This is a genomic window from Lysobacter sp. ESA13C (genome assembly GCF_019970005.1).
Classification (GTDB): Bacteria; Pseudomonadota; Gammaproteobacteria; order Xanthomonadales; family Xanthomonadaceae; genus Lysobacter; species Lysobacter antibioticus_B.
Window position 1 is genome coordinate 190,820 of sequence record NZ_JAHXYK010000004.1, and the last position, 18,025, is coordinate 208,844.

Here is an 18,025-nt window from a genome sequence, read left to right on the forward strand (position 1 = left end):
ATCGAAGGCCGACCTTCATCGCCGCGTTGCGCATTCCGCCCGCCGACCGCTAGAGTCGCCGCCTGACTAGGGTAATGGGATCGTCTGTGAGATCAGGTTTCGCACGCACAGCATTGGCTCTCGCGTTGGCTCTGGCCAGTGGGGCGGCCGGTGCGCTCGGTCTGGGGCAGATCGAGGTCAAATCGCGCGCGGGCCAGCCGTTGCTGGCCGAGATCCCGGTCATTTCCAGCGACAGCAACGAGTTGGCGCAGTTGCGCGCGGGGCTGGCCTCGCCGGAGACCTTCCAGCGCATCGGCCTGCAGCCGCCGCAAGGCATCGTCACCGACCTGCGCTTCGTGCTCGCCCTGGACAACGCCGGCAAGCCGGTGATCCGGGTCACCAGCACCCAGCCGGTCAATCAGCCGCTGCTGACCTTCCTGATCGAAGTCGATTGGGGGCAGGGCCGCCTGACCCGCGAATACTCGGCCTTGCTCGACGCGCCGCGCACGGTGTCCGCACCGATGCAGCCGCCGATCCAGGCTCCGACCGGCGCCGCCGCCAACACCATCGAGCGTCCGCTGGATGCGCCGCTGCCGTTCGGTGCGCAGCCGCAGGCGACCGATCCGCTGGCGGTGGAGAACCAGCTCGACCGTTACGACCCGGGCAGTGCGATCACCGCGGCACCGGCGCCGGCGCCGGAACCCATCGCGCTCCAGCCCGAGCCGGTGCAGCCCGAGGCGGTGCCGCCGGCGCAGGCCGAGCGTCCGAATGCAGGCCGCATCCCGCAGGCGCCGCGCGAGCCGCGCCCGGTGGCGGCCGCACCGAGCGTAGGCGCCGACGGCGAGATCACGGTCGAGCGCGGCCAGACCCTGTCGGCGATCGCTGCCGGCGTGGCCGGCGAGAACACCCTCAACCAGACCATGATCGCGCTGTTGCGGGCCAATCCCGAGGCCTTCATCGGCGGCAACATCAACCGCCTCCGGCAGGGCGCGGTGCTGCGCCTGCCGCCTGGCAACCAATTCGATGCGATCGATCCGCGCGAAGCCAGCGAATTGGTGCGGGTGCAGGTCCAGCAGTGGCGCCAGGCGCGGCAGCCGGTTCCGCAGCCCATCAGCCTGGAGTCCGACGCCGTCGCGAAAACGCCGGTGGCACCGGCCGCGCAGAGCGGCGCGGCCTCGCGCAGCAACGACGCGCGTCTTGAAATCGTCCCGCCGGGGGCCAGCCAAGCCACCCAGGCGGGCGCACAGTCCGGCATCAGCGCCGGAGGCGAGGGCAGCATGGTTCGACAGGAGATTCAGCAGGCCAACGAGGTCATCGCCGCGCGCGATGCCGAACTGGCCGACCTCAAGAGCCGCGTCGCCGAGCTGGAGCAGTTGCAGACGCAGCAGCAGAAGCTCATTGCGATGAAGGACAGCGAGCTGGCCGCGAGCCAGCAGCGTCTGGCCGAAAACCAGGCCCGCAGCGAGGGCGGCTCGCCCTTGCCGTGGGTGTTCGGCAGCCTCGGCGTGCTGGCTTTGCTGATCGGCGGCTGGGTGTTGAGCCGCCGCGAACCCAAGAAGCCGAGCTTCCGCGCGCCGGCTTCGGCGGCGGATGCGCCGAGCCGTGGCGGCCCGGACCGTGCCGCGGTCGATGCCGTTGCGAGCGATTCGGGCGACTCCTTGCGCCGCCGCCCGGACCCCGCCGCGGCCCTGGTCGACCCGGTCGCGCAATTGATCGGCGAACCCGAGGCCGACCGTGCCGCGACCGCCGAACCGATCGCCGCGCCGTTCTGGACCGCGCCCAAGACCGAACCGCGCACCGGCGCGAAAGTGCCGACCTGGCACGCTGCCGAAGCCGGCAGCGCCCGTGCGCCGGTCGGCCCGGCCGATACCGGCGCAGGCGCGCCGCGGGCCGAACCGGCAGCGCCGCAGATCCGCGAATTCGTCGCCGCGCCGGTGCTCGATCCGAGCGCGGCCGGCAGCAACGCCCAAGCGGCGACCGCGCCGGGCCAGGAGCGCATCGAGCTGGCCCGCGCCTACCTCGACCTCGGCGACGAAAGCAGCGCCCGCCAGCTGCTCGGCGAGGTGTTGATCAACGGTGACCATGCGGCGCGCCAACAGGCTGCGCGCCTGCTGCGCGAACTCGAATCCTGAGCGTTGAGTTGAGCCGCGCCAGCACGCGACCGAACCAGGCATGACCGAAGTTTTCGAGACGGACGCCCTTTCTTCCGTAGTGGCGGCTCCCTCCGCAGTGGCGGCGCCGCTGCGCCGCTACGCCCTGGGCGTGGAGTACGACGGAGGCGAGTTTTCCGGCTGGCAACGCCTGGTGCGCCCGGGCGAGCCCGACCTGCGCGGCGAAGCCACCGTCCAGAGCACCCTGGAGGACGCGCTGTCGTTCGTGGCCGGCGGCCGCGTCGATGTGACCTGCGCCGGGCGTACCGATGCCGGCGTCCACGCCTCCTGCCAGGTCGTCCATTTCGACAGCAGTGCCCAGCGCGACCTGCGCGGCTGGGTGCTCGGCACCACTTCGCGCCTGCCGCCCTCGGTATGCGTGCGCTGGTGCGTGCCGGTCGCGGCCGATTTCCACGCCCGCTTCTCGGCACGCGCGCGTCGCTACCGCTACCGCATCCTCAACCGCTCGGTGCGGCCGGCCCTGCAACGGCAGTACCTGACCTGGGAGCGCCGGCCGCTCGACGCCGACGCCATGCACCGCGCCGCCCAGGCCCTGCTCGGCGAGAACGACTTCTCGGCGTTCCGCACGGTGCACTGCCAGGCCCCGCATGCGCGCCGCGACCTGCAGTACATCGGGGTGCGCCGCGACGGCGAGGTGGTCGAGATGGAGGTCCAGGCCAACGCCTTTCTTCACCATATGGTGCGCAACATTGTCGGAAGCTTGCTGATGGTGGGCCGGGGCGAACAGCCCGAGGCATGGATCGGGGAATTGTTGGCCGGACGCGACCGTACCGTCGCCGGCCCGACCGCGCCGTCCTCGGGTCTGGTGTTCGTCGGCCCACGCTATCCCGCCGATTGCCAGCTGCCTGCCGAGGTTACGTTTTGAGCCAGCCCTGTCCCCGCACCCTGTTCCGTACCCGCATCAAGTTCTGCGGTTTCACCCGTCCCGGCGATGTGCGCCTGGCCTGCGAGCTCGGCGCCGACGCCATCGGCTTCGTGTTCGCCGCCGGCAGCTCGCGCCGCGTCGCCGCCGAGGAGGCGCGCGCCATGCGCCAGGCCTTGGCGCCGCTGGTCGATGCGGTGGCCTTGTTCATGGACAACCCGGTCGACGAAGTGCGCGAGGTGGTGCGCCAGGTCCGGCCGAGCCTGTTGCAGTTTCACGGCAACGAAGACGACGCCTTCTGCCGCGCCTTCGGCGTGCCTTATCTGAAAGCCATCCCGATGGGCGGCGAACTCGCCGACCAGCACCCCTCGGCGCTGCATACGCGTTATCCGGGCGCGGCCGGCTTTTTGTTCGACAGCCACGCCAAGGGCAGCAGCGGCGGCAGCGGCAAGACCTTCGACTGGACGCGGATTCCGGTCGGCGTGCAGAAACCCTTCGTGCTCGCCGGCGGCATCACCCCGGAGAACGTGTTCGAGGCGATCCTGGCGACCTTGCCCTGGGGCGTGGACGTGTCCAGCGGCATCGAAAGCGCGCCGGGGCTCAAGGACGGCGACAAGATGCGCCACTTCGTCGAAGAAGTGCGGCGCGCCGACTGTCACGTCGACTGAGGCCTGGCGCAAGGCGGCGGTGCAGGGCGTCCGGGTCCGGAGGCGCCATTCTGCGATCACCTCGTGCGTACGGTGATCGCCTCGATGCCCTAAACTCACCCGTTCCCGTCGCCGCCACGGCGACGTCCGCCCTGATGCAGAACGCGCCCGAGCCGATGTCCGCAGACCCCATCGATTTCCACGCCTATCCGGACGCTTCCGGTCACTTCGGCCGTTTCGGCGGCCGCTTCGTCGCCGAGACCCTGATCGCGCCGCTCGAAGAGTTGGCCGCGGCCTACGACGCGGCCCGCGTCGATCCGGCCTTCATCGCCGAGTTCGAGCGCGACCTGGCCCATTACGTCGGCCGGCCGAGCCCGATCTACCACGCGCAGCGCCTCAGCGACGAAGTCGGCGGCGCGCAGATCCTGCTCAAGCGCGAAGACCTCAACCACACCGGCGCGCACAAGATCAACAACACCATCGGCCAGGCCCTGTTGGCCAGCCGCATGGGCAAGACCCGCATCATCGCCGAGACCGGCGCCGGCCAGCATGGCGTCGCCAGCGCCACCGTGGCCGCGCGCCTGGGCCTGGAGTGCGTGGTCTACATGGGCGCGACCGACATCGAGCGGCAGAAGATCAACGTCTACCGCATGAAGCTGCTCGGCGCGACGGTGGTGCCGGTGACCAGCGGCTCGCAGACCCTCAAGGACGCGCTCAACGAAGCGATGCGCGACTGGGTCACCAACGTGCGCGACACCTTCTACATCATCGGCACCGTGGCCGGCCCGGATCCGTATCCGCGCATGGTCCGCGACTTCAACGCCGTGGTCGGGCGCGAGGCGAGGGCGCAGATGCTGGCCGAGTACGGCCGCCTGCCCGATGCGATCACCGCCTGCGTCGGCGGCGGCAGCAATGCGATCGGCCTGTTCCATGCCTTCCTCAACGACCGCGCGGTGCGCATCGTCGGCGCCGAAGCGGCCGGCGACGGCATCGACACCGGTCGTCACGCCGCCTCGCTCGCGGCTGGCCGTCCTGGTGTGCTGCACGGCAACCGCACCTATGTCCTGTGCGACGACGACGGCCAGATCATTGAGACCCATTCGGTCTCTGCGGGTCTCGACTACCCCGGCGTCGGCCCCGAGCATGCCTTCCTCAAGGACGCCGGCCGCGCCGAATACGTCGGCGTGACCGACGACGAAGCGCTCGACGCCTTCCGCACCCTGGCGCGCACCGAGGGCATCCTGGCCGCGCTGGAATCCAGCCATGCCATCGCCCAGGCGATCAAGCTGGCGCGCTCGATGCCGAAGGACCAGGTCGTGCTCTGCAACCTCTCCGGCCGCGGCGACAAGGACGTGCACACCATCGCCGGACGCGAAGGGCTGCACTTTTGAGGCGAGCAACGAGTGCGTGGGAGTGAGGAGTGAGTAAGGGCGGCAACGCGCCGCCTTTGCGAGATCTCACCCGTCGTGCGGCTCGGCTTTAGTTTTGACTCACTCCTCACTCTTCTGAACTCACTGCTCGCCTAATGAATCGCATCGACGCCAAGTTCCAACATCTGCAGGCCGCCGGCCGCAAGGCCCTGATCCCGTTCGTCACCGCCGGCGATCCGTCGCTGGAGGCGACCGTGCCGGTGATGCATGCGCTGGTCGAGGCCGGGGCCGACGTGCTCGAACTCGGGGTGCCGTTCTCCGATCCCATGGCCGACGGCCCGACCATCCAGCGCAGCTCCGAGCGCGCGATCGCGCGCGGCGCCGGCCTGAGCTGGGTGCTCGAAGCGGTGCGCGAGTTCCGCGGCCGCGACGCCGACACGCCGGTCGTGTTGATGGGCTATCTGAACCCGATCGAGATCCGCGGCAACGCGCGCTTCGCCCGCGACGCGGTCGCGGCCGGCGTCGACGGCGTGTTGCTGGTCGACCTGCCGCCGGAAGAAGCCGGGGACCTGCGTGCGGCCTTCAACGAGACCGGTCTGGCCTTGATCCTGCTGGCCTCGCCGACCACCACCGACGCGCGCCTGGCGTTGCTCTGCGACGACGCCCAGGGTTACCTGTACTACGTCAGCTTCGCCGGCGTGACCGGCGCCGACCGCCTCGACACCGGCGCTGCCAACGACCGCCTGCACACCATCCGCGCCCGCAGCCGGGTGCCGGTGGTGGCCGGTTTCGGCATCAAGGACGCCGCCAGCGCCGCGACCATGGCCCGCGAGGCCGACGGCGTGGTGGTAGGCAGCGCCCTGGTGGCCGAGCTCGCCGAGGCCGCCGATGCGCAGGCCGCGGCCCAGACCGCGCGGCGCTTCCTGACCCCGCTGCGACAGGCCCTGGACGGCTGAACCGCGGACCGTATGGTTCGCTGCGTTAAACTGACCCGCTAGGCTGGCGGCGGCGATGGCCTCATCGTCGCCGGTCCGGTCCTTCATTTAGCTGCCTGAACAGAAGGTTTCATCGTATGTCGTGGCTCAAGAAACTCATGCCGTCCGGCATCCGCACCGAATCCGGCGCGGCCAAACGACGCAGCGTGCCCGAGGGGCTGTGGGAGAAGTGCGAGCGCTGCGGCGCGGTGCTGTACCGCCCCGAGCTCGAGGAAAACCTCGAGGTCTGCCCGAAGTGCAGTTTCCACATGCCGATCCGCGCGCGCGCGCGCCTGAACGCGCTGTTCGATGCCGGCAGCACGGTCGAGATCGGAGCCGAGCTCGGTCCGACCGACGTGCTCAAGTTCAAGGACCAGAAAAAGTACTCCGAGCGCATCAAGGCGGCGCAGAAGGCCACCGGCGAACGCGACGCCCTGATCACCCTGCGCGGCACGCTCAAGCAGCGGCCGCTGGTGGCCAGTTCGTTCGATTTTGCTTTCATGGGCGGTTCGATGGGGTCGGTGGTCGGCGAGCGCTTCGCCCGCGGCGCCGAAACCGCGCTGGAGATCGGCAGCCCCTTCGTGTGCTTCTCCGCCAGCGGCGGCGCGCGCATGCAGGAAAGCCTGTTCTCGCTGATGCAGATGGCCAAGACCTCGGCCGCGCTAGGTCGCCTGCGCGCGGCCGGCCTGCCGTACATCTCGGTGATGACGCATCCGACCACCGGCGGCGTGTCGGCCTCGTTCGCGATGCTCGGCGACATCAACATGGCCGAACCCGAAGCGCTGATCGGCTTCGCCGGCCCGCGCGTGATCGAACAGACCGTGCGCGAAAAACTGCCGGAAGGTTTCCAGCGCAGCGAGTTCCTCGTCGAGCACGGCGCGGTCGACCAGATTTGCGACCGTCGCGAAATGCGTGATCGTCTCGCCCATCTTTTGGCGATGATGATGAAACAATCTCAACCCGAAGACGACGCCGAGGCAGCGGCTTGATCGTAGCGGCGTGTCCGCGCGGTCACTATGGGGCTGTCGAGACAGTCCCAGCGATTTCTGCACACGACGGCGGGCTGGATGGCCTGGGGGCGCCGATCGTCGGCGATGTCTTCGTTCCTTTCCCGATCACATCCAGCGCGCGCGTCCAGGTGCGACGCGTCGCGCTACCTGGAGGTTGAACTGTATGGCACGTAAGTATTTCGGCACCGATGGCATCCGCGGCCGGGTCGGCGAAGGCCCGATCTCGGCCGATTTCGTCCTGCGCCTGGGCAACGCCTATGGCCACGCGTTGATCCGGCGCGGCTGGCGCAACCCGATGGTCATCATCGGCAAGGACACGCGCATCTCCAACTACATGTTCGAGGCGGCGCTCGAAGCCGGCCTGGTCGCCGCCGGCGTGGACGTGCAGTTGATGGGCCCCATGCCGACACCGGCGGTCGCCCACCTGACCCGTTCGCTGCGCGCCGACGGCGGCATCGTCATCTCGGCCTCGCACAACCCGCATTACGACAACGGCATCAAGTTCTTCTCGGCCGAAGGCGAGAAGCTCGACGACGAAACCGAGCTGGCGATCGAAGCCGCGCTCGAAGAACCGTTCCAGACCGTCGAATCCGAACGCCTCGGCAAGGCCGTGCGCACCCGCGACGCCATCGGCCGTTACCTGGAAGCCTGCAAGAACTCGGTGCCGCGCGGTTTCGACCTCAGCGGCATGCGCATCGCCATGGATTGCGCCAACGGCGCGACCTACCAGAGCGGCCCGCTGGTGCTCAGCGAACTCGGCGCCCGCGTCGACGCCATCGGGATCGAGCCGAACGGCCTCAACATCAACGACGGTGTGGGGTCGACCCACCCGCAGACCCTGGTCGAGCGCGTGCGCTCGACCGGCGCCGACCTCGGCATCGCCTTCGACGGCGACGGCGACCGCGTGCTGTTCGTCGACGGCGAAGGCCGCATCTGCGACGGCGACGACCTGCTGTACGTGCTCGCCACCGACTGGCAGGACAGCGGCCGCCTGCAGGGCCCGGTGGTCGGCACTCTGATGACCAACTACGGTCTGGAACGCGCCTTCGAGCAGCGCGGCATCCCGTTCCTGCGCGCCAAGGTCGGCGACCGCTACGTGCATCAGCAACTGATCGCGCACGGCGGCGTGCTGGGCGGCGAAGCTTCCGGGCATCTGTTGTGCCTGGATCGCACCAGCACCGGCGACGGCATCGTCAGCGCGCTGCAGGTGCTGGAAGTGCTGGGCCGTCGCGGCCTGAGCCTGCGCGATGCGCTCGAAGGCTTGAGCCGCGTGCCGCAGAAGACCATCAACGTCCGCTACGAAGGCAACAACAAGCCGACAGAAGCGGCCTCGGTGAAGCAGGCCCTGGCCCAGGCGGAAGCCGCCGTGGCCGGCCGCGGCCGCGCCTTCCTGCGCCCCTCCGGCACCGAGCCGGTGGTGCGCGTGACCGTCGAAGCCGACGAAGCGACCCTGATGCAGACCACGCTCGACGCCTTGGCCAACGCCGTACGCGCGGCCGTCTGAAGTTTCGAGCGGGATAACGATCGCACCGGCGCGCAGGCGCCGGTGCGATTTTTTTTGTCCTGCCCGAGCTCGTGTAGGAGCGACGCAAGTCGCGACCGCGATCGATCCGGGCCTTCGCAACCATCGGCCGCCCCGCGGTCGCGGCTCGCGTCGCTCCTACCCAAGAGCACGCAGCTTTGGGGTAGGAGCGACGCAAGTCGCGACCGTGATCGATCCGGACCTTCGCAACCATCGGCCGCCCCGCGGTCGCGGCTCGCGCCGCTCCTACCCAAGAGCACGCAGCTTTGGGGTAGGAGCGACGCAAGTCGCGACCGTGATCTATCCGGCTTTGCGTAGCCATCGGCCGCCCCGCGGTCGCGGCTCACGCCGCTCCTACAGGAGCTACGTAGCTTTGGGGTAAGAGCGACGCAAGTCGCGACCGCCATTCGTCCGAACCTGCGCAGTCATCGGCGACCCCATGGTCGCGGCTCACGCCGCTCCTACAAGGGTAAAACGGCCCACCGCGGATTCCTCAACGCTGCTGAAACCTCGTCAGCATTTCCCAAGACTGCTTGACCGCCGCCGGGTCGACCTTGGCGTCGGGCAGGGGGCGGTATTGGCGGTCGACCACCGTGGCGGCGCCGTAATTGTCGAACAGATAGATCCGGTCGCCTTGGCGGATGCCGCGCTGCGACCAGCTTTCGACCAGCAGCGGGCGCGACGGCTGCCCCGGGCCGAACAGATCGCGGCCGGTGCTGTAATCGGCGCTGTCGTTGCGGCAGCCGAGCGCATGCAGCATCAGGGTCGGGACCAGGTCTTCGTGCGAGGTGGTGTGGGCGATCTTCTGCGGCGTCTTGCCCGGCCAGTGCAGTACGAACGGCGTGCGCAACTGGTAGTCGGAGAAATTGCCGTTGTGGCCCCAGTAGTTCTGCTTGAGGTCGTTGAATTCCTCGCCGTGGTCGCCGGTGATCACCACCACCGTGTTGTCGGCGAAGGGGCTGGCCTGGAGCCGAGCGAGGAAACGGCCGATCAGCTCGTCGCTGTAGCGCACCGAGGCGCGGTAGCGGTTGAACTCCGGGGTCGGGTCGTGGTCCGGCCCGAATTCGAACACGTTGATCTCTTTCGCCATCGGCTGGAACGGCGAGACATAGCCCTTGGGCATGTAATAGGGCTGGTGCGGCGAATCCAGGAACACGAAACCGAAGAAGCGCTTATCGGCCGGGGTCGCGACGATATCGGCCTGCAACCGCTCCAGGATGGCCTGGTCGCGTTCGGCGCTCTTGCGTTCGCGCGGGCCGTTGACGATGTGCTCGCGCACTTCCGAGAACGCGGTGCGGTCGAACTCCGGGTTGTACAGCGGCGCGCTGCCGTAGATGTGCATGCCGTAGCCGTCGCGCTTCATCTGCCCGATCAAGGCCGAGCCGCGCTGTTCGGCGAGCATCTTGTGCCAGTAGCCGCCGGGCAGGCCGTAGAGCAGGCCGAACACGCCGAAGCGGGTGGCGTTGCCGGCGCTGTAATGATCGTCGAACGACAGCGACTGCTGCGCATAGCGCCAGGTGTTCGGCATCACTTCGGGGGTGAGCACGTCGTAGCGCAGCGATTCGAGCAGGATCACCACCACGTTGAGCTTGGGCTGAGCCTCGCATTGCAGCGGCCGGCGCGGGTAGGCCAGCAGGCCTTCGCCCGCGCTCGGCAGGCGCGCGGCTTCGGCGTTGGCGACGCCGAAGCGATGCAGAGCGTCCTTCAGGGTGATCGGTTGCGCCCACGGGATGTAGGGCAGTTGCGACATCACCGTGCGATCGCCGCGGGCGTCGTAGTAGGCGACCATGCCCTGGCCGAACAGCATCACCGCCGCCGCGATCCACCAGGCCTTGACGATACCGATCGTGCCGGGACGGCGCTCCACCGCGCGCCACCACAGCCAGGCGGCGACGATCTCGAGCATCAGCACCGAGCCGATCGCGAGCGCGATCAGTCCCCAGACCGTACCGGAAAACACCACCTGATCCTGCATCGCGCCGCCGAACACCATGTTCGCGACCATGGCATTGAGGTGGAACCGGTACAGGGCGAAGACCTTGGCGTCGGCGACCAGCAGGCAGATCCAGGCCGATTGCAGGAGCACCGCGGCGATGGTCGTCCAGCGCATGCGCCGGCCGATCCAGCCCAGCAGCAGCGGGACCACGCCGAGCAGAGCGCCGAAGAACAGGAAATGCCCGGGCAGGGCCACGGTCAGGAAGAACGCGGCCTTCCAATGCTCGGCCAGATGGCCGAAGGGGATGTTGAAGCCGGCGATCGCGATCGCCGCCGCCGCGTTGGTCAGGGTGAACCCGGTCAGCCAGGCCAGGGCGCGACGCACCGTGAAGGCTTGGCGGGCGGCTAGGTCATCCATCTAAGGAGCGTCTCGGGCGGTCGGTGGCGCTGCCGGTCAGCAACGCCGGGTCGGGGCGCGACTTTATCGTGTAACAAAGCCGTGGAGAACCGTCGGAAGGAGGGGGCGGGCGCTGCGCATGAAGGCGTTCATCCTGTGTAGGGTCCAACTGCCCATACGGGCGGCCGGCGGTGCGGGTTGTGTCCATACGGGCGGCCCGCGGCGCGGGCCTTGCGCGCAGCCCGCGGCTTTGAGCGAAGATAGCGGTCTGCCCGGAAGAAACATCAACAGGAACGTCAACGTGAGTCAGATTCCCACCCTGGACATCCGCCGCTTCGATACTGATCGCGACGCCTTCGTCGCCGAGCTCGGTGCGGCCTATCGCGAATGGGGCTTCGCCGGCATTCGCGGTCACGACATCTCGGACCAGCAGATCGACCGCTCCTACGACGTGTTCAAGCGCTTTTTCGCCTTGCCCGAAGAGGTCAAGCGCAAGTATCACGTCGCCGGCGGCGGCGGCGCCCGCGGCTACACCCCGTTCGGCGTAGAGACCGCCAAGGATTCCAAGCATTTCGACCTCAAGGAGTTCTGGCACGTCGGCCGCGAGATCCCGCGCGACTCCAAGTACGCCGCCGAGATGCCGCCGAACCTGTGGCCGGAGGAGATCCCCGATTTCCGCGAACAGGCCTATGGCCTGTACCAGTCGCTCGACCGCCTCGGTTCGCGCGTGCTCAGCGCGCTGGCCCTGCACATCGGCCTGCCGGAGCAGTATTTCGCCGACAAGACCGACTCGGGCAATTCGATCCTGCGCCCGATCCACTACCCGCCGATCACCACCGACGACATCCCGAACGTGCGTGCCGGCGCCCACGAGGACATCAACCTGATCACCTTGCTGGTCGGCGCGAGCTCGGCCGGCCTGGAAGTGAAGTCGCGCAAGGGCGAGTGGGTGCCGTTCACCGCCGATGCCGACACCATCGTGGTCAACATCGGCGACATGCTGCAGCGCCTGACCAACCACGTATACCCCTCGACCACCCACCGCGTGGTCAACCCGCCGGGCGAGAAGGCGCGCCAGCCGCGTTATTCGACGCCGTTCTTCCTGCACCCGAACCCGGATTTCCTGATCGACGTGCTGCCCTCGACGATCACCCCGGACAACCCGAGCCGCTACCCCGAGCCGATCACCGCCCAGGGCTATCTCGAAGAGCGCCTGCGCGAGATCAAGCTGAAGTAGTCGATTTCGCAGGTGCTGTCCGCAGACAAGAAAAAGCCGGCTCGCGCCGGCTTTTTCTTTACAGCCTCGGCCAGTCCCTGGCCAGGGTTCCGGGACCGCGAACGAATCCCGAGTCCCCATTCCCGAATCCCGGCTTCAGCAACCGATCGCCGTGCACAGCGGGACGATGTTGTCGTCGTTGAAACGCGCGCCGACCCAGGCGGTGCCGAAGGCGCCGATGTGCGGGCCGCTGACCACGCTGTTGACGTGGTTGCCGCTGCTCGAGTTCGGCGTGTAGTTGATCAGCCAACCGCCGCCGCTGGCGCCGTAGGTCATGTCGCAACCCTGGACCAGGACGTTGGTGCCTTCGGTCGGCGAGTCGTAGGTCTGGCCGGCGCAGATGTTGGTGTACTGCGTGCTCAGGTTGCTCGCATAGCCGTGCGAGTAGGTGTACAGCGAGTAGGGCTGGTTCCAGGCGCGGCCGAGCCAACCGACATAGCTGGTCACCGGCAGGCCGCTGGTCTGTTCACCGGTCAGCTTGATCACCGCCACGTCCCAGCGGCGCGTGCCCGAGCTGATCCAGTTGGTCGGCACGCGCGCGGCGCTCCAGCCGAACTTGCCGTACGGCGCCACGCCGTAGCGCTCGGCCGGCACGAACAGGAAGTTCGAGTTCCAGCCCTGGCCGAAGGAGTACACGCAGTGCGCGGCCGTCACCAGCACCGAGTTGCCGCTGGCGACGTTGGCCGTGCAGTACGAGGTGCTGCCGTTGGGCTTGGTGAAATAGAGCTTGCCGATCTTGTTCCACGGCGAGGCCTTCCACTGGGTGGTGTAGTAGTTGCCGAGGAAGCGCGTGTACGGGTAGTGGGCGCCGTCTTTCTCCGAGGAGATCGAGGCGTCCGCCGCCGCGCCCTGGCGCGCATCCAGCGCGTCGAGCTTGTCCCAGCCGGCGCGGAAATGGCTGCGGGCCAGGTAATTGCCGAAGGCCGGGGCGCTGCCGCCCGGGGCGCTGCCGGCGGCGCGCACGAGTTTGTCGGTCAGGGCCGCGGCCTGCGGCGCTGCGTCGTTGCCGCGGTCGGTCCAGACCATGGGCTTGGCTGCCGCGCGCTGACGTTCGGTCGCGAACGGATGGGCGTGGGCGTTCTTGGCATTGAGTTGCTGCGACTTCGGCGCGTCGATCGCGGCGATGTCGCCCTGCGGCGTGCGGATCACGGTCTCGCCGGCGATGGCCGAGGCGGTGGAGGAGAGCAGCACGAGCGCGCTGAACGCGGCGAGCTGCAAGGCGGAACGGTGGCGATGGGTCTTCATGGTGGAGCTCCTTGTGGTAGCGCTTCCCTGAGGGATGAACGGGTCGGTCCCTGTGTGACCGCTCGCGCTCCGACCCGGACGGCGCGAACGGCGTTTCGGCGCTGCTGGTGTCGATCACGACGACGGCGCAGCGACTTCCTGTGGGTGCGGACGAAAAGCTCCGCTTCCCGCGGCGCCCGGAGGGCCGCAAGCGATCGAGTGATGGTGGTGGGCCCTGCTGGGCGGTTAACCCCAACAAACGGCGGTGCCCTGGAGCGCAGGACAGGGGCAGAAGGAAAAAAGTCGCCGGCCGGGTCTCCGGCGGGCAGGGACGGGGCCGCTTTCGTCAGGCTGAAAGCCCATGGCGGCGCGGGTTTCAGTGGTGCGGGCCCGGTTCGGGCCGGGGCCGCGGATGTTGCAGACGTGAATCACCCGTACCGCGATCCGCAGGGCGCAGCCGAGCGGTCACCGATGGCGGCGAGGCGGGTTTCGCGGCCGGATCGGCCGGCGAGGGCGCCGATCGGCCAGGCGTTCAGCCCGGCAATCAGCCCGGCAATCAGTCCAGGAACGAGCCCGGGAATCAGTCGGCTACGCAGACGCCGGCTTCGCGCAGGGCCTCGCGCCAGGCCGTCCACTTCGTCTCATTGCGCTGCGAGGCGTTGGCCGGGCTGGTCGAGGGCAGCCGACGCAGGATCAGGTCCGGGCGTGCCAGCGGCTTGAGGACGAAGCGGCGAAACGCGTGCTCGGCCTTGGCGCCGTTGAACAGCAGGGTGCGCACCTGCCGATGACGGGCCAGGAAGCCGGGGAAATCGTTGGCGACTGCGGTTTCGTCGCGGATCGCCGAGTCCAGGCTGCCCTCGCGTTCGCATTCGGCAAATACATCCCATAGCGCGATGCCTGCGGCGCGCAGGCGCTGCAGCCGCTGTTCGTACGCCAGTTCGGGGCCGGCGCCGACCGCCGCGCCCATGATCGGCCAGAAGCGGTTCTGCGGATGGGCGTAGTAGCGCCCGGCGGTCAGCGAGGCGACGCCGGGCATGCTGCCGAGCACCAGCACCTTGGCGTCCGGCGCCTCGATCGGGGCGAAGCTGTGCAGGGTGGGCGAGGGCGTGGGGCTCATGCGGGGCGGAAGGAAAGTGAGTAAAGAAAAGTGAGGAGTGAGTGGGGTGGCGCCTGGCTAAGTAAGGGCGGGCGCGCCGGAAACGAGTGTGTGGGGCCGCTTTGGCTCACTCCTCACTGCTCTCCACTCAGTCCTGGTCGTTGAATGTAAACTGCGCGCCTCAGCATCAAGGGAGTCGCCATGCGCCGCAGAATCGTCGCCGGAAACTGGAAGCTGCACGGCAGCCGCGAGTTCGCTTTCGCCTTGCTCGACGAAGTCGCAGCGCAAACGCCGCCGTCCGGTGTCGAACGCCTGATCCTACCGCCGCTGCCGTACCTGGGCGAGCTGATCGAGCACTACGGCGAGCGCGGCCTGAGCTTCGGCGCCCAGGACGTGAGCAGCAACGAGAAGGGCGCCTACACCGGCGAAGTCTCCGCCGCGATGCTCAAGGACGTCGGCGCCGGCTACGGCCTGGTCGGCCACTCCGAGCGCCGCCAGTACCATGCCGAAAGCAGCGAGCTGGTCGCGCGCAAGTTCGCCGCCGCCAAGGCCGCCGGGCTGGTGCCTGTCCTGTGCATCGGCGAGACCCTGGCCGAACGCGAAGACGGCCAGACCCAGTGGCGCCTGCAGGAGCAATTGGCCCCGATCTTCGAGCTGCTCGGCGTGGCCGCGCTGGAAGGCGCGATCCTCGCCTACGAACCGGTCTGGGCCATCGGCACCGGCAAGACCGCGACGCCCGAGCAGGCCCAGGAAGTCCACGCATTCATTCGTAGCGAAATCGCTTCACACGATGCTACAATCGCTGGCTCGCTTCCGATCCTTTACGGCGGAAGCGTGAAAGCCGACAACGCCGCCGCGCTGTTTTCCCAGCCGGACGTCGATGGCGGCCTGGTCGGCGGCGCCTCCCTGGTCGCAGCGGACTTCAACGCCATCGCACTCGCGGCGGCACCCTGATCGAGCGGGCCCGATGAACCTCGCGGGCCCGGCACGGTCGTAACAAGCAGTCCGAATCGAAGAATCCTTAACGATGCTGTTGTTCCTCAACGTCATCTATGTGTTGATCGCGATCGCCATGATCGCGCTGATCCTGATGCAGCGCGGCGCGGGTGCGCAGGCGGGCTCGGGCTTCGGCGGCGGTGCCTCGGCGACCGTGTTCGGTGCCCGCGGTTCGTCGAACTTCCTGTCCAAGGCCACCAAGTGGCTGGCGATCGCGTTTTTCGTGATCAGCCTCTTCATGGCCTGGCAGGCGAGTCGCACCGCAGTCACCCCGGACAAGCCCAGCGTCGGCCTCATGGGCAACGTCCCGCAGGCGACGGCTCCGGCCCCGTCGGCGACCGCTGCTCCGGCCACCAGCACCCCGGCGGCTCCGGCCACCAGCGTGCCGCAGGCTCCGGCAAGCCAGTCCGCTCCGGCGACGGCTCCGGCACCCGCGACCCAGGTTCCGGCGGCCCCGGCCGCTGCTCCGGCGCAGGTTCCGGCCGAGCAGGCAGCCCCGGCAAAGCAGCCGACTACTGGCGGCTGAGATAAACAGGTTAAAATAGAGTTCCAGCGCCCCGCTCGGATGGCGGGGCAGGTCAGCGATGACCGAGCGACTTCGCAAGACCCTTGTGAAGTCGAAGCCAGGATGGCTTGGTTGGATACAGTGCCCAGATGGCGGAATTGGTAGACGCACTACCTTGAGGTGGTAGCGACTTAGGTCGTGGGGGTTCGAGTCCCCCTTTGGGCACCATTCCATTCCTAGCTTCACACTCCTAGCTCCAAGCAATTCGCAACTCGCACCACGGTACGCAGGTGCGGCACGCACGGCGGGCCGCGACCCGCCGTCCCAACGACTGGGCGCCCGGGCGCCAAGCCAAGGTCGCGGAAACGCGCCCATGTAGCCGAACAAGTAGCCGAGAGAACACCGCGTGCTGGCCGAATACCTGCCGACTCTGTTGTTCCTGATCGTCGCCAGCGTCATTGGCGTCGCCCTGTTGGTAGTAGGCAATACGCTCGGACCCAAGCGTCCGACTGCGGAGAAACTGTCTCCGTACGAATGCGGCTTCGAAGCCTTCGAAGACGCGCGCATGCAGTTCGACGTGCGCTACTACCTGATCGCCATCCAGTTCATCATCTTCGACCTGGAAATCATCTTCATCGTGCCTTGGGCCACGGTGTTCCGAGACCTCGGACCGATCGGCCTGATCGAGATGGGCATTTTCGCCAGCATGCTCCTGCTCGGCTTCGTTTACGTCTGGAAGAAGGGAGCGCTCGAATGGGAGTGATCCAAACCGCTGGCGACAAGGTTTCGGGCTTGATGCACAACCCGATCCCGGAAGGCCGCCTCGACGACATCCTGCGCCCGGAAGGCGAAAATCCGCTGCTGCAGCAGGGTTTCGTCACGACCAATCTGGACACGCTCTGGAACTGGGCGCGCACTGGCTCGATGTGGCCGATGACCTTCGGTCTGGCCTGCTGTGCGGTCGAGATGATGCACGCCGGCGCCTCGCGCCTGGACCTGGACCGCTACGGCGTGGTGTTCCGCCCGTCGCCGCGCCAGTCCGACGTGATGATCGTCGCCGGCACCCTGGTCAACAAGATGGCCCCGGCGTTGCGCAAGGTCTACGACCAGATGCCCGACCCGAAGTGGGTGATCTCGATGGGCAGCTGCGCCAACGGCGGCGGCTACTACCACTATTCCTATGCGGTCGTGCGCGGTTGCGACCGCGTGGTGCCGGTCGACGTCTACGTGCCCGGCTGCCCGCCGACCGCCGAAGCGCTGGTCTACGGCATCCTGCAGTTGCAGCGCAAGATCCGCCGCGGCACCAACTTCGGCGATCACAAGCAGGGCGTCCGCGAATGAGCACTGCGAACCTTGCCGAGCGTCTGCGCGAACGTTTCGCCGACGCTCTGGTCGTCGTGGCCGAACCGCGCGGCGAGCTGACCCTCGAAGTCTCCCCGGCCGCCTGGCTGGCCGCGGCGCGCGCCTTGCGCGACGAGTTCGGTTTCGAGCAATGCGTCGACGTCAGCGGCGTCGACTACCTCAGCTACGGCGGCGACGAGTGGGACACCGACGTGTCCTCGGAAGGCTTCTCGCGCGGCGTCGAAGGCAAGAGCGCCGGCCGTTTCCGTTGGGGCGAGTCGCCCAACGGCGACGCCTCGACGCCGGAGCGCCGCTTCGCCGCGGTCGCCCATCTGCTGTCGTGCCAGCACAATCTGCGTCTGCGGCTGAAGACCTTCGCTGCGAACGACGACCTACCTGTGGTCGCTTCTCTGAGCGCCATTTGGCCCGGCACTAATTGGTTCGAACGAGAAGCCTTCGACCTGTACGGCATCATCTTCGAAGGCCACCCGGACCTGCGCCGCATCCTGACCGACTACGGTTTCGTCGGCCATCCGTTCCGCAAGGATTTCCCGCTGATCGGCAACGTCGAAGTGCGTTACGACGCCGAGAAGAAGCGCGTGGTTTACGAGCCGGTCTCGATCGAACCGCGCGTCGGCGTGCCGCGCGTGATCCGCGACGACGCGCGCTACCAGACCGCCGTCGGCGAAGCCGCCCAGCGCGGCGAGGTGAAGTGATGTC

16 protein-coding genes and 1 tRNA gene are annotated in these 18,025 nt (G+C 68.1%); 14 read left to right on the top strand and 3 right to left on the bottom strand.

Annotated features, from left to right (window positions below; all coding sequences use genetic code 11):
- The first annotated feature begins 125 nt into the window (after positions 1-125).
- The 7 genes from LC490_RS09800 to glmM all read left to right on the top strand — a co-directional run bounded on the left by LC490_RS09800 (position 126) and on the right by glmM (position 8,517).
- Positions 126-2,111, top strand: a complete 1,986-nt coding sequence (locus tag LC490_RS09800) for a FimV/HubP family polar landmark protein (protein WP_223620078.1) — start codon at positions 126-128, stop codon at positions 2,109-2,111.
- A gap of 109 nt (positions 2,112-2,220) precedes the next feature.
- A complete protein-coding gene (truA, locus tag LC490_RS09805) occupies positions 2,221-3,015 on the top strand; it encodes a tRNA pseudouridine(38-40) synthase TruA (RefSeq protein ID WP_031370893.1) in 795 nt (264 codons plus the stop codon).
- Positions 3,012-3,680: a phosphoribosylanthranilate isomerase gene (locus LC490_RS09810; RefSeq protein WP_031370892.1), complete on the top strand. Its 669-nt coding sequence runs from the start codon at positions 3,012-3,014 to the stop codon at positions 3,678-3,680. The genes truA and LC490_RS09810 overlap by 4 nt, the downstream gene beginning before the upstream one ends.
- A gap of 155 nt (positions 3,681-3,835) precedes the next feature.
- A complete protein-coding gene (gene trpB / locus LC490_RS09815) occupies positions 3,836-5,050 on the top strand; it encodes a tryptophan synthase subunit beta (protein ID WP_031370891.1) in 1,215 nt (404 codons plus the stop codon).
- 134 nt (positions 5,051-5,184) lie between these two features.
- The gene (gene trpA, locus LC490_RS09820; protein WP_223620079.1) at positions 5,185-5,985 is read left to right on the top strand and encodes a tryptophan synthase subunit alpha; all 801 of its coding nucleotides are present in this window, start codon (positions 5,185-5,187) and stop codon (positions 5,983-5,985) included.
- A 116-nt stretch (positions 5,986-6,101) separates the two neighbouring features.
- A complete protein-coding gene (accD, locus tag LC490_RS09825) occupies positions 6,102-6,992 on the top strand; it encodes an acetyl-CoA carboxylase, carboxyltransferase subunit beta (RefSeq protein WP_031370889.1) in 891 nt (296 codons plus the stop codon).
- 184 nt (positions 6,993-7,176) lie between these two features.
- Complete coding sequence (glmM, locus tag LC490_RS09830) at positions 7,177-8,517, top strand: phosphoglucosamine mutase (protein ID WP_223620080.1); 1,341 nt, start codon at positions 7,177-7,179, stop codon at positions 8,515-8,517.
- Between the two features lie 511 nt (positions 8,518-9,028).
- On the opposite strand, the gene LC490_RS09835 is transcribed toward glmM, so the two are convergent.
- Positions 9,029-10,888 (bottom strand): sulfatase-like hydrolase/transferase, encoded by a 1,860-nt coding sequence (locus LC490_RS09835; protein ID WP_223620081.1) that lies wholly within the window; start codon positions 10,886-10,888, stop codon positions 9,029-9,031.
- 280 nt (positions 10,889-11,168) lie between these two features.
- On the opposite strand from LC490_RS09835, the gene LC490_RS09840 reads away from it, so the two are divergent.
- Positions 11,169-12,104 carry a 2-oxoglutarate and iron-dependent oxygenase domain-containing protein gene (locus LC490_RS09840; protein WP_031370886.1) on the top strand — a complete coding sequence of 312 codons (936 nt, stop codon included), beginning with the start codon at positions 11,169-11,171 and terminating at the stop codon, positions 12,102-12,104.
- 135 nt (positions 12,105-12,239) lie between these two features.
- Here the strand turns inward: LC490_RS09840 and LC490_RS09845 are convergent, their stop codons facing one another.
- Both LC490_RS09845 and LC490_RS09850 read right to left on the bottom strand, forming a co-directional pair.
- Positions 12,240-13,388 (bottom strand): hypothetical protein, encoded by a 1,149-nt coding sequence (locus LC490_RS09845; RefSeq protein WP_051884506.1) that lies wholly within the window; start codon positions 13,386-13,388, stop codon positions 12,240-12,242.
- A 559-nt stretch (positions 13,389-13,947) separates the two neighbouring features.
- Positions 13,948-14,484, bottom strand: a complete 537-nt coding sequence (locus LC490_RS09850) for a DNA-deoxyinosine glycosylase (RefSeq protein ID WP_031370884.1) — start codon at positions 14,482-14,484, stop codon at positions 13,948-13,950.
- 180 nt (positions 14,485-14,664) lie between these two features.
- Between LC490_RS09850 and tpiA the strand changes: the two genes are divergently transcribed.
- From tpiA to LC490_RS09880, 6 genes are all read left to right on the top strand, one after another.
- Entirely contained in the window at positions 14,665-15,417 is a 753-nt protein-coding gene (tpiA, locus tag LC490_RS09855; RefSeq protein WP_223620082.1) for a triose-phosphate isomerase, read from the top strand.
- A gap of 73 nt (positions 15,418-15,490) precedes the next feature.
- Complete coding sequence (secG, locus tag LC490_RS09860; protein ID WP_031370882.1) at positions 15,491-15,985, top strand: preprotein translocase subunit SecG; 495 nt, start codon at positions 15,491-15,493, stop codon at positions 15,983-15,985.
- 122 nt (positions 15,986-16,107) lie between these two features.
- Positions 16,108-16,192 (top strand) — tRNA-Leu (locus tag LC490_RS09865).
- 178 nt (positions 16,193-16,370) lie between these two features.
- Positions 16,371-16,727: an NADH-quinone oxidoreductase subunit A gene (locus LC490_RS09870; RefSeq protein WP_031370881.1), complete on the top strand. Its 357-nt coding sequence runs from the start codon at positions 16,371-16,373 to the stop codon at positions 16,725-16,727.
- The gene (locus LC490_RS09875; RefSeq protein WP_223620083.1) at positions 16,718-17,305 is read left to right on the top strand and encodes an NADH-quinone oxidoreductase subunit B; all 588 of its coding nucleotides are present in this window, start codon (positions 16,718-16,720) and stop codon (positions 17,303-17,305) included. Before LC490_RS09870 ends, LC490_RS09875 begins: the two co-directional genes overlap by 10 nt.
- Positions 17,302-18,021, top strand: coding sequence for an NADH-quinone oxidoreductase subunit C (locus tag LC490_RS09880; protein ID WP_223620084.1), 720 nt, complete (start codon positions 17,302-17,304; stop codon positions 18,019-18,021). The genes LC490_RS09875 and LC490_RS09880 overlap by 4 nt, the downstream gene beginning before the upstream one ends.
- Positions 18,022-18,025 lie beyond the last annotated feature (4 nt).

What these genes read in the sequence shown, in the direction of transcription:
- accD (WP_031370889.1), top strand. Translation starts at nt 6,102, where the DNA reads ATGTCGTGGCTCAAGAAACTCATGCCGTCCGGCATCCGCACCGAATCC.
- LC490_RS09845 (WP_051884506.1), bottom strand. Translation starts at nt 13,388, where the DNA reads ATGAAGACCCATCGCCACCGTTCCGCCTTGCAGCTCGCCGCGTTCAGC.
- trpA (WP_223620079.1), top strand. Translation starts at nt 5,185, where the DNA reads ATGAATCGCATCGACGCCAAGTTCCAACATCTGCAGGCCGCCGGCCGC.
- trpB (WP_031370891.1), top strand. Translation starts at nt 3,836, where the DNA reads ATGTCCGCAGACCCCATCGATTTCCACGCCTATCCGGACGCTTCCGGT.
- LC490_RS09875 (WP_223620083.1), top strand. Translation starts at nt 16,718, where the DNA reads ATGGGAGTGATCCAAACCGCTGGCGACAAGGTTTCGGGCTTGATGCAC.
- LC490_RS09850 (WP_031370884.1), bottom strand. Translation starts at nt 14,484, where the DNA reads ATGAGCCCCACGCCCTCGCCCACCCTGCACAGCTTCGCCCCGATCGAG.
- secG (WP_031370882.1), top strand. Translation starts at nt 15,491, where the DNA reads ATGCTGTTGTTCCTCAACGTCATCTATGTGTTGATCGCGATCGCCATG.
- LC490_RS09880 (WP_223620084.1), top strand. Translation starts at nt 17,302, where the DNA reads ATGAGCACTGCGAACCTTGCCGAGCGTCTGCGCGAACGTTTCGCCGAC.
- glmM (WP_223620080.1), top strand. Translation starts at nt 7,177, where the DNA reads ATGGCACGTAAGTATTTCGGCACCGATGGCATCCGCGGCCGGGTCGGC.
- tpiA (WP_223620082.1), top strand. Translation starts at nt 14,665, where the DNA reads ATGCGCCGCAGAATCGTCGCCGGAAACTGGAAGCTGCACGGCAGCCGC.
- LC490_RS09835 (WP_223620081.1), bottom strand. Translation starts at nt 10,888, where the DNA reads ATGGATGACCTAGCCGCCCGCCAAGCCTTCACGGTGCGTCGCGCCCTG.